This window comes from Actinomadura sp. KC216, from assembly GCF_004348535.1.
Taxonomy (GTDB): Bacteria; Actinomycetota; Actinomycetes; order Streptosporangiales; family Streptosporangiaceae; genus Spirillospora.
On sequence record NZ_SMJX01000296.1, the window covers coordinates 1 to 10,207 of the forward strand.

The 10,207-nt window shown below is 72.4% G+C and carries 12 protein-coding genes; 10 read left to right on the forward strand and 2 right to left on the reverse strand.

What is annotated here, in order from left to right; all coding sequences use genetic code 11:
• Positions 1-59 precede the first annotated feature (59 nt).
• From E1264_RS34025 to E1264_RS34050, 6 genes are read left to right on the forward strand one after another with little or no spacing between them, the layout of a single operon-like run.
• Positions 60-1,145 (forward strand): ABC transporter substrate-binding protein, encoded by a 1,086-nt coding sequence (locus tag E1264_RS34025; RefSeq protein ID WP_132180176.1) that lies wholly within the window; start codon positions 60-62, stop codon positions 1,143-1,145.
• The gene (locus E1264_RS34030; protein WP_132180178.1) at positions 1,142-2,011 is read left to right on the forward strand and encodes an ABC transporter permease; all 870 of its coding nucleotides are present in this window, start codon (positions 1,142-1,144) and stop codon (positions 2,009-2,011) included. The genes E1264_RS34025 and E1264_RS34030 overlap by 4 nt, the downstream gene beginning before the upstream one ends.
• Positions 1,987-2,769, forward strand: a complete 783-nt coding sequence (locus E1264_RS34035) for an ABC transporter ATP-binding protein (RefSeq protein ID WP_132180181.1) — start codon at positions 1,987-1,989, stop codon at positions 2,767-2,769. Before E1264_RS34030 ends, E1264_RS34035 begins: the two co-directional genes overlap by 25 nt.
• A complete protein-coding gene (locus tag E1264_RS34040; protein ID WP_132180183.1) occupies positions 2,766-4,115 on the forward strand; it encodes an LLM class flavin-dependent oxidoreductase in 1,350 nt (449 codons plus the stop codon). Before E1264_RS34035 ends, E1264_RS34040 begins: the two co-directional genes overlap by 4 nt.
• On the forward strand, positions 4,112-4,627 hold the full coding sequence (locus tag E1264_RS34045; protein WP_132180185.1) for a flavin reductase family protein: 516 nt from the start codon (positions 4,112-4,114) through the stop codon (positions 4,625-4,627). The genes E1264_RS34040 and E1264_RS34045 overlap by 4 nt, the downstream gene beginning before the upstream one ends.
• 23 nt (positions 4,628-4,650) lie before the next feature.
• Positions 4,651-5,160, forward strand: a complete 510-nt coding sequence (locus tag E1264_RS34050) for an NAD(P)H-dependent oxidoreductase (protein WP_132180187.1) — start codon at positions 4,651-4,653, stop codon at positions 5,158-5,160.
• Between the two features lie 8 nt (positions 5,161-5,168).
• Here E1264_RS34050 and E1264_RS34055 read toward each other — a convergent pair whose 3' ends face one another.
• Positions 5,169-5,588 (reverse strand): hypothetical protein, encoded by a 420-nt coding sequence (locus E1264_RS34055; protein WP_132180189.1) that lies wholly within the window; start codon positions 5,586-5,588, stop codon positions 5,169-5,171.
• Positions 5,589-5,750: 162 nt separating this feature from the next.
• On the opposite strand from E1264_RS34055, the gene E1264_RS34060 reads away from it, so the two are divergent.
• From E1264_RS34060 to E1264_RS34075, 4 genes are all read left to right on the forward strand, one after another.
• Complete coding sequence (locus E1264_RS34060; RefSeq protein ID WP_132180191.1) at positions 5,751-6,305, forward strand: toxin-antitoxin system HicB family antitoxin; 555 nt, start codon at positions 5,751-5,753, stop codon at positions 6,303-6,305.
• 76 nt (positions 6,306-6,381) lie between these two features.
• Positions 6,382-7,239 (forward strand): DUF4097 family beta strand repeat-containing protein, encoded by an 858-nt coding sequence (locus E1264_RS34065; protein WP_132180193.1) that lies wholly within the window; start codon positions 6,382-6,384, stop codon positions 7,237-7,239.
• 29 nt (positions 7,240-7,268) lie between these two features.
• A complete protein-coding gene (locus E1264_RS34070) occupies positions 7,269-8,246 on the forward strand; it encodes an ATP-binding cassette domain-containing protein (protein WP_132180195.1) in 978 nt (325 codons plus the stop codon).
• Positions 8,243-9,046, forward strand: coding sequence for an ABC transporter permease (locus E1264_RS34075; protein WP_132180197.1), 804 nt, complete (start codon positions 8,243-8,245; stop codon positions 9,044-9,046). Before E1264_RS34070 ends, E1264_RS34075 begins: the two co-directional genes overlap by 4 nt.
• A 57-nt stretch (positions 9,047-9,103) precedes the next feature.
• Here the strand turns inward: E1264_RS34075 and E1264_RS34080 are convergent, their stop codons facing one another.
• On the reverse strand, positions 9,104-10,084 hold the full coding sequence (locus tag E1264_RS34080; protein WP_132180199.1) for an NAD(P)-dependent alcohol dehydrogenase: 981 nt from the start codon (positions 10,082-10,084) through the stop codon (positions 9,104-9,106).
• Positions 10,085-10,207: the final 123 nt, after the last annotated feature.

The window sequence follows — 10,207 nt, forward strand, 5'->3', positions numbered from 1 at the left end:
GTCGCACACCCGTGCCTCGCCCGCGCGCGCTGGGTGCCCGACTCCCGCAGGAGGCGACCATGCATCCACGACTTTCCGGCCTCGCGTTCGGCGCGGCCCTGACACTGCTCGCCATCACCACGGCCTGCGGCGGTTCCGGTGTGGACCGCACGGGCGAAGGCGGGCTCGCGCTGACCGCCGCGCTGCCGAAGCGCGTCCCGGACGGCGCCAAGCTGGTCATCGGCGACCCGAAGACGCAGCGGGCGCTGGAGCTGTCCGGCCTGATCGACGGCCTGCCCTTCGAGGTCGAATGGGCGAACATCTCCGGCGGGCCCAGGACGTCCCAGGCGTTCCGCGCCGGCGCGCTCGACGTGGGAGCCGTCGCGGACATCCCGCCGCTGCACGCCCGCTGGACGGGCCTCAAGGTCCGCATCGTGGCGGCGGCGGTCCGCGATGACCCCATCAGGCACCCCATCTACGAGTTCGGCGTCGCGCCGGGCGTCGACATCAAGAGCCTGCCGGACCTGCGGGGCAAGCGGATCGCCTACAGCCCCGGGCAGGCCCAGGGCGCGCTGGTGCTCCAGGTTCTCAGGAAGACGGGTCTGCGGAAGAACGACGTGACCCTCGTGGAGATGGCCAGCACCGACGACGCCTACGTCAACGCCCTGGCCGGTAAGCAGGTGGACGCCGCGCCCCTCGGCGGGGTGCTCATCAAGAGGTACCTGAGCAAGTTCGGGCGGGACGGCGCGACCACCATCCCGCACGGGCTCCGCGACGACCCGTCCGACCTGTACGTGGCGGAGACGAGCCTCAGCAGTCCCGGCAAGGCCGCGGCGATCCGCGCCTACGTGGGGCTGTGGGCGCAAGCCTCCCGGTGGATCAACGAGCATCCGCGCGAGTGGGCCAAGGGCTACTACGTCGAGCACGAAGGGCTGTCCCCGGCGGACGCCGCGTACCTCGTCCGCCGCGACGGGCGGATCGCGATCCCCGCCACGTGGGACGAGGTCATCGAGCGGCACCAGGAGACCGCCGACCTGCTCGCCAGGGAGCAGGGGCATCCGAAGGTGGACGTCCGCGCGGAGCTTTACGACCTGCGGTTCGAGGCTGTCGGAGGGGCCGCGTTCGCGGCCGGAGGCCCGGCGGTCGCGTCCGGGGAGGGATCATGAGCATCGACACCGGCACCGAACGTCCGGCGGAAGCGCCGCCGGATAGCGCCACGACGGCGGGAGCCCGGCTGTCCGGTGACGCACCGCGTGCGAAACGGCTCGGGCCCGGGGACAAGATCCCGTTCGGCCTGGCGATCGGCCCGGCGCTTCTGCTCCTGGCCTGGAGTGCGGGAGCGGCCCTGGGGTGGATCGACCCCCGTGTGTTGTCCGCGCCGTGGACGGTCCTCGCCACCGCGGGGGACCTGATCTCCGGGGGCGAGCTCCAGAACCATCTGGTCACCTCCGCGACCCGCGCGCTGCTCGGCCTCGGGCTCGGGGTCGCGGCGGGCCTGGTGCTGGCGGTGGTCGCCGGGCTGAGCAGGGTGGGGGAGGGCCTGCTCGACGGGCCCATGCAGATCAACCGAGCCGTGCCCAACCTCGCGCTGCTCCCCCTCCTGATCCTGTGGTTCGGCATCGGCGAGCAGATGAAGGTCATCACGATCGCGCTGGCGGTGGTGGTCCCCATCTACATGCACACCCACAACGGGCTGCGTGCGATCGACAAGCGCTACGTCGAGCTGGCGGAGACGCTGCGGGCCGGACGGGCGGAGTTCCTGCGGCGGGTCGTGCTGCCGGGCGCGCTGCCCGGGTTCCTGCTCGGCATGCGGTTCGCCGTCATGTCGGCCTGGCTCTCGCTGGTCGTGGTGGAGCAGGTCAACGCCACCAGCGGCATCGGCTACATGATGACGCTCGCCGGCACCTACGGGCAGACGGACGTGATCATCGTCGGCCTGGTCGTCTACGCGGTGCTCGGGCTGCTCCTCGATGGAACGGTCCGGCTGGTGCAGAGGAGGGCGCTGTCATGGCGGCTGACGCTGGACGACTGACCTTGGCGGCAAGGCCCGCGGTCCGGATCTCCGGGCTCAAGCGGAGCTTCGGCGGGAAGGCGGTGCTGGACGGCGTCGATCTCGCGATCGCCGGAGGCGAGTTCGTCGCCCTGCTCGGGCGCAGCGGGTCCGGCAAGAGCACCCTGCTGCGCGCGCTCGCCGGGCTCGACCACGGGGTGGCGGGCTCGGGCACGCTGGTCAAGCCCGGCCGGATCTCCATGGTCTTCCAGGACTCCCGGCTCCTGCCCTGGCAGCGGCTCCTCGCCAACGTCACGTTCGGGCTGCGCTCGCGCGACGGCCGCGCGCGTGGCCTCGCCGCGCTGCGGGAGGTGGGGCTCGCCGGGCGGGAGTGCGCCTGGCCGCACGAGCTGTCCGGCGGCGAGCAGCAGCGCGCCTCCCTGGCGCGCTCCCTGGTCGGGGAGCCCGAACTCCTGCTCGCGGACGAGCCGTTCGGCGCCCTGGACGCCCTCACCCGCATCCGGATGCACGCGCTGCTGCGGCGGCTGTGCGAGCGGCACCGTCCGGCGGTCCTGCTGGTGACCCACGACGTCGACGAGGCGATCACGCTGGCCGACCGGGTGCTCGTCCTCGACGGCGGCACCATCCGCACCGACCTCGCCGTCGACCTGCCGTCCCCGCGCACGGTGACCGACCCCCGCTTCGCCCGGATCAGGAGCAGGCTCCTGGCCGATCTCGGCATCGCCGACCCCCACGACGACGAACAGACCTCCGGCAAGGAAGGAGCGGTCGGACGATGACCGCGCGACGGCTGCACCTCAACGCCTTCTTGATGAGCAACGGACACCACGAGGCGGCCTGGCGGCTCCCCGGCGCCGACCCCTTCGTCAACCACGACGCGGCGTACTTCGCGCGGCTCGCCCGGACCGCCGAGCGCGGCCTGCTGGACTCGGTGTTCTTCGCCGACAGCCCCGCGCTCATGGGGAATGTCGGGCGGCGCCCGTCGAGCGTCCTGGAGCCGACCGTCCTGCTGGCCGCGATGGCGACCGCGACCACGCACATCGGGCTCATCGCGACGGCGTCCACCACCTACAACGACCCGTACAACCTGGCCCGCAGGTTCGCCTCGCTGGACCACATCAGCGGCGGCCGGGCCGGGTGGAACATCGTGACCACCGCGACCCTGGACGCCGCGCGCAACTTCGGCCTCGACGAGCTGCCCGCGCACCGGGACCGCTACGAGCGCGCGGACGAGTTCGTCGAGGTCGCGCGCCGGCTGTGGGACAGCTGGCAGGACGACGCCGCCATCGGCGACAAGGCGGGCGGCACCTGGGCGGTCCAGGACCGGGTGCGGCCGATCGAGCATTCCGGGTTCTACTACCGGGTGCACGGGCCGCTGAACACCGCGCGCTCTCCGCAGGGGCATCCGCTGCTCGTCCAGGCGGGCTCGTCGGAGCACGGCCGTGACTTCGCCGCCCGCCACGCGGAGGCGATCTTCACGGCGCAGCAGACCCTGGCCGACGCGCAGGCGTTCTACACCGACGTCAAGCGCCGCGGTGCCGCGGCCGGACGCGACCCCGAGCAGATCAAGGTCCTGCCCGGGATCGTCCCCGTGATCGGGAGCACGGAGCGCGAGGCGCGGGCGCTCGACGAGGAGCTCGACCGGCTCATCCTCCCCGAGTACGCGCGGGCGCAGCTGGCCAGGACGCTGCGGCTGGACCCCGAGCGGCTCCCGCTGGACGCGCCGCTCCCGCCCGACCTGCCCGCCGAGGACGAGATCGAGGGCGCCAAGAGCCGGTACACGCTGATCGTCAAGCTGGCCCGGGACGAGAACCTCACGGTCCGCCAGCTCATCGGCAGGCTGGGCGGCGGGCGCGGGCACCGCACCTTCACCGGCACGCCCGAGCAGATCGCCGCGACGATCGAGCACTGGTTCACCGCCGGTGCGGCCGACGGCTTCAACGTCATGCCGGCCGTGCTGCCGTCCGGGCTGGAGGCGTTCGTGGACCACGTCGTCCCGCTGCTGCAGGCGAAGGGCCTGTTCCGCACCGAGTACACCGGCACCACGCTCCGCGAGCACTACGGGCTCCCGCGCCCGCCGGGCCGGCGGCTCGCGGAGCCGGTCGCGGAAGGGCGGCCGTCATGACCGCCTCGCACGTCGCCGCGCCGCGCGACGGCGTCGGATCCGACCTGTTCAGGGAGGCGCTGGGACGGCACGCCGCGGGCGTGGTCGCCATCACCGCCGTGGTCGGCGGCACCCCGGTCGGCCTCACCGCCACGTCGTTCACCAGCGTCAGCCTCGCCCCGCCGCTGATCTCCTTCTACATCGCGGACTCGTCCACCACCTGGCCCGTGCTCCGCCGGGCCCGGTTCTTCGGCGTCCATCTCCTGGCGGAGGAGCAGGCGGACCTCGCCGCCCGCTTCGCCGCCCGGGGAGCCGACCGGTTCGCCCCGCCCACGGCGTGGCGGCCGAGCGAGGAGAACGTCCCGCTGATCGACGGCGCCGCCGCGCACGTCATCTGCGACCGCCACGAGACCCGCGCCATCGGCGACCACTGGCTCGTCGTCGGGCACGTCAGGCGCGCGCTGCTGAACCGCCGGGCGTCACCGCTGCTCTACCACGGCGGCGCGTTCGGCGGCTTCGCCCGGCTCCCATGACCGCAGGCATCTGGAGGAACGGCATGTCCATCACCGTCCTGGTCGGCAACCCGCGGCCCGGCTCCCGCACCTCGCTGGCCGGGGTCAGCGCCGCCCGCGCCGTGTCGCGGCTCGCCGGCGACGACGCCGAACCGCACGTCATCGAGCTGGCCGGCCTGGCCACCCATCTCTTCCACCGGGGGAACTCGTCGGTCGCCGCGGCGGTGCGCCAGGTCACCGAGACCGGTCTGCTGGTCGTGGCGAGCCCGACGTACAAGGCGACCTACACGGGGCTGCTGAAGGCGTTCCTCGACCGGATCGACACCGGCGCGCTGGCGGGGACCGTCGCCCTGCCCCTGATGGTCGTGGGTTCCGCGGCGCACGCCCTGGCAGTGGAGGTGCACCTGCGCCCCCTGCTGGTCGAGCTCGGTGCCACCGTCGTCACGCCGGGGCTGGCGGTCGAGGAGGACGACGTCCCCCGGATCGAGGAGATCACCACCGCGTGGGCCGCGCGGGTCGAACCCCGGCTCCGGCGGGACGCCGTCCAGCGCTGAACCGGTCGCTACGCCGGGCCGTAGTCGATGGTGTAGAGCGCGTCGTCCAGGTTGAAGACCAGGCTTCCCCGGTCGCCCTCGATGATGTCGGAGCCGAGGTGGTCGTCGGCGTCGCCCGGGAAGTCCCCGTCCTTGTCGAACAGCGAGACCTGGTCCCCGGTCTGGGCCTTGTGGTTGATCGGGTAGTGGCTCGGGTTGCTGTGGTCGCAGTTGATGGAGTCCGCGATCGACCAGACCTTGCTGCCGTTGATCATGATGTAGATCTCGTCGCCGCCCGAGGTGTCCTCGGTCTCGTAGCAGACGAGCCTGATCAGGTTGACCGTGGCCTTCTTGCCGGTGTCCTGCGCGGTGGCCGTGGCGGGCGCCCCGCCCGCCAGGGCCACCGCGAGGACGGGAGCGACGAGCGCCCGCTTGGCGAACGACCTCACTGTCGCATCTCCTTCGTTAATCACTCTTCATAATCATCTGATTACTAGTAGCTATCAGATGGGTTCTGTGCTGTCTATGGCGCCATGGAGTGGCGTCACTTGCGTCATTCGTGACGTCATCATCGGCTTGACATGACGTCGCTATGACGTCATTATGAGGGCATGGACCTGATGCCGTACGTGGAGAACCTTCGCCGCGAACTCGTCGTCGCCGCCGAGGCGGGCGGGCCGGACGCCCGCGCGCTGGCCGAGCGCCTCACCGGCGTGCTGGAGTCGGCCACCCGGCTCGCGCTGCTGGAGGCGCTGTCGGCCGCGGCGGACGAGATCACCAGCGAGCTCGCGCCGGGGTCGGTCGACGTGCGGCTGCGCGGCGGCGATCCGGCGTTCGTGGTGACGCCGCCCGAACCGGCACCGGCGCCGGTGAGCGCGGCCGGCGGCGACGCGGACGCCTCGTGGGACGACGCCCCGATGTCGGCGCCCGCGCCCGCCGCGCCGCCCGCCGGTGAGGAGGGCGGCACCGCGCGGATGACCCTGCGGCTGCCCGAGCACCTCAAGGTGCGCGTGGAGGAGGCGGCCGGACGGCAGGGGATCTCTGTCAACGCCTGGCTCGTCCGCGCCGTGTCCGCCGCGTTCGAGACCGGCGGCGGGAGCCGTCCCGCCGCCCGGCCGCAGCAGCAGCCCCAGAGCGGGCGCAACTACACCGGCTGGGTGCGCTAGCGGCACCCGCCCGCCCCATCATTCGTCGCCCGGCCCGGCCGGGACGTTCCACCGGACCCATGAGGAGGGCTCCGCCATGCCAACTTTCGACACTCCCGAACCGATCATCGCTGACATCGACGTCTTCGTCGGCCAGGTCCGCATCCACGCCGCCGACCGCGCCGACACCGTGGTCGAGGTCCGCCCCAGCGATCCGGCCAACGAGGCGTGCGTGCAGGACGCCGAGCGGACGGTCGTCGAGTTCTCCGGCGGGCGGCTGCGGGTCAGCGGCCCGCGGCCCAAGGGCCTGGGGTACCTGCGGTCCTGGCGCGGATCCATCGACGTGACCATCGAGCTGCCGGCCGGGTCCGGCGTCGAGGCCGGGGTCGCCGCGGGCGGCATGGCCGGCTTCGTCGCCACCGGGGCGCTCGGCCGGACCGTCGTGCACAGCTCGAACGGCGACGTGCGGCTGGAGGAGACCGGCTCGCTGGAGGCCAGGTCGTCCATCGGGGAGATTTCCGTGGACCGGGTGACCGGGCCCGTCGAGGTGACCGGTTCCGTCGCGGCGATCCGGCTCGGGTCCGTCGCCGGGTCCGGCACGGTGAAGAACTCCACCGGCCTCATCACGATCGGCGAGGTGACCGGTGACCTGCGGCTGAAGACCGGCACCGGCGACATCACCGTCGACCGCTCGATGGGCGGGCTCGTCCTCACCTCCGCGCACGGCCGGATCCGGGTCGGCGCTGCGGTGAGCGGCACCGTCCAGGTGGACGGCGGTCACGCGCGGGTCGGCATCGGCATCCCCGAGGGCACGGCCGCGCTGCTGGACCTCCGTTCCAAGAACGGCGTGGTGCGCAACGCGCTGACCGCCGCGGACGGTCCCGAGACCACCGATGCGGTCGTCGAGGTGCACGCGCACACCAACTGGGGCGACATCGACGTCCACCGGTCCTGACCCCCGAACCTCACGAAGGAGAACCCCCCATGAACGACGCGATCACGGCCGAAGGTCTGGTCAAGAGGTATGGCGAGGTGACCGCGCTGGACGGGCTGAGCTTCTCCGTCCAGCAGGGGACGGTGCTCGCCCTCCTCGGCCCGAACGGCGCCGGGAAGACCACGACGGTCAGGGTGCTGACCACACTGCTGCGGCCGGACGATGGGCGCGCCACCGTCGCCGGGCACGACGTCGTCCGCGACGCCCGGCGGCTGCGCGCGAAGATCGGGCTGTCCGGCCAGTACGCCGCCGTCGACGAGCACCTCACCGGCGCCGAGAACCTGGAGATGGTCGGGCGCCTCTACCACCTGGGCGCCAAGCGCAGCCGGGAGCGCGCCCGCGAGCTGCTCGAACGCTTCGACCTCGCCGACGCCGCCGACCGTCCGGTGAAGGGCTACTCCGGCGGCATGCGCCGCCGCATCGACCTCGCCGGCGCGCTGGTCGCCGACCCCCCGGTGCTGTTCCTCGACGAGCCCACCACCGGCCTGGACCCCCGGGCCCGCGCCGCGCTGTGGGACACCATCTCCGAACTCGTCGCGGGCGGCAGCACGCTGCTGCTGACCACCCAGTACATGGAGGAGGCCGACCAGCTCGCCGACCGGATCCTGGTGGTCGACCACGGCCGCGCCATCGCCCGCGGAACCGCCGACGATCTCAAGGACCAGGTCGGCGGCAACCGCATCGAGCTGACCGTGGCCGACGCCGCCGACCTGGACACCGCCCGGGAGACGCTCGCCTGGGTCGCCGTCGGCGCCATCCGGACCGTGCCGGAATCGCTGCAGCTCACCGTTCCGGTGTCGGAGGGCGCCGAGGCGCTCCACCGGGTCCTCGGCGGGCTCGCCGACGCCGGGGTCAGGGTCCGGGACGCCGGCCTGCGCCGCCCGACGCTCGACGACGTCTACCTCACCCTGACCGGGCACCGGACGCCCGGCGCCGACCCCCACCAGGCCGAGGAGGCCGCCCGATGAACGCCCTCACCCTGCCCATCGCCGACGGCTGGACGATCGCCAAGCGCAACACCCTGAAGATCAGGCGCCAGCCGGACCTGCTCAGCGGCGCCCTCATGCTCCCGATCGTGCTGATCCTGCTGTTCGCCTATGTCTTCGGCAGCGTCATCGACGTCCCGGGAATGTCGTACAAGGAGTTCCTGCTTCCGGGGATCTTCGTCCAGGCCGTGATCATCGGTGCGCAGACCACCGGCTACACGCTGACCCTGGATTTGCAGAAGGGCATTTTCGACCGGTTCCGCTCGCTGCCCATGGCCCCGTCCGCGGTGCTGATCGGGCAGACCGTCAGCGACGTGCTCATGAACCTCGCCAGCCTCGTCGTCATGGCGGGGATGGGCCTGGTCGTCGGCTGGCGGGTGCACACCTCGCCGTTCGAGGCCGTCCTCGGGTTCGCGTTGCTGCTGCTCTTCGCCTACGCGTTCTCCTGGTTCACCGCGACCGTCGCACTCGCCCTGCGCACCCCGGAGAACTTCAACAACATCGCGACCATGGTCTCCTTCCCGCTGATGTTCGTGTCCAACGCGTTCATCGACAGCGCCAAGCTGCCCACGCCGCTGCGCGTCGTCGCCGACTGGAACCCGGTCTCCGCCTTCACCCAGGCGGCGCGGGAACTGTTCGGGAACACCAGTACCGCGATGAAGACCTCGGACGCCTGGCCCATCCAGCACGCCGTTCCGGCATCGCTCATCTGGATCGCCGTCATGCTGCTGGTGTTCGTCCCGCTGGCGACCCGCCTCTACAAGAAGGCCGTCAGCGCCTGATCCAGCACGACGTGCGAAGGCGCCCCCCGAACCGATCGAGGGGCGCCTTTCGCGTGGTCAGAAGGTGATGGCCACCTTCCCTCGCGCGTGGCCCTTCTCGATGTAGCGCAGCGCCTCGGGGATCTGGTCGAACGGGTACGTCCGGTCGATGACGGGCGTGACCTCGCCCTTGTCCATGAGGTCGGCCAGGAGGCGGAGATCGGTCGAGTTGGGCTTCCACTGGACGGTGCCGATCCGCTGGCGGACGAAGGGGTTGGCCAGCGTCCCGCGGATCACCTGCGCCGCCGGGCCGAGCAGCCTGTGGCGGCCCGAGGCGATGCCGCCCACGATCACGAGCGTCCCGCGGGGCGTCAGCGGGCGGCGCAGCCGGGCCAGCGAGCGGTCGCCGACCATGTCGATGAGCAGGTCGTAGCGGCCCGCCCGTTCGGTGAAGTCCTCGCGGGTGTAGTCGACGGTGTCGTCCGCGCCGAGGGAGCGGACGAGTTCGACGTTGCGGGTGCTGCACACGCCCGTCACCTCGGCCCCGAACGACTTGGCGAGCTGGACGGCGAACGTGCCGATCCCGCCGGAGGCCCCGTTGACGAGGACCCGCTGCCCGGCGGCGATCCTCCCCACGTCCCGCAGGCCCTGCAGCGCGGTGTGGGCGGCCATCGACACCGACGCCGCCTGCTCGAAGGTGAGGCGGGCGGGCTTGACGGCGAGCCTGTCCTGCGGGACGGCGACCAGCTCGGCGAACGAGCCCAGCCGGACCTCCCCGAAGACCTCGTCGCCGACCTGAAGGCCGGTCACGCCGTCGCCGACCCGCTCGACCACCCCGGCGAGGTCGGCGCCGGGGATCAGCCCCGGCCTCGGCCGCCGCAGGCCGATGGTCAGCCGGACCAGCTTCGGGTCGGCCCCCACATGGCGCCAGTCGTAGGGGTTGACGGACGCCGCCCGCACCCGCACGAGCACCTCGCCGGGGGCGATGCCGGGCGCGTCGACGTCCTTGAGGGCCAGCACGTCGGGTGGGCCGTAGCGGTCCCAGCTCCAGGCTTTCATGGGCGCTTCCTTTCGGCGGGCCGCCGGCGGGCCGTCCCGTCCGTCGTACGGCGTAAGGGAGTCATACGTCGTAAGGTTATCGTACGGCGTAAGGGAGTCAAGGGGTGCGGGGCGGAGCGGGCT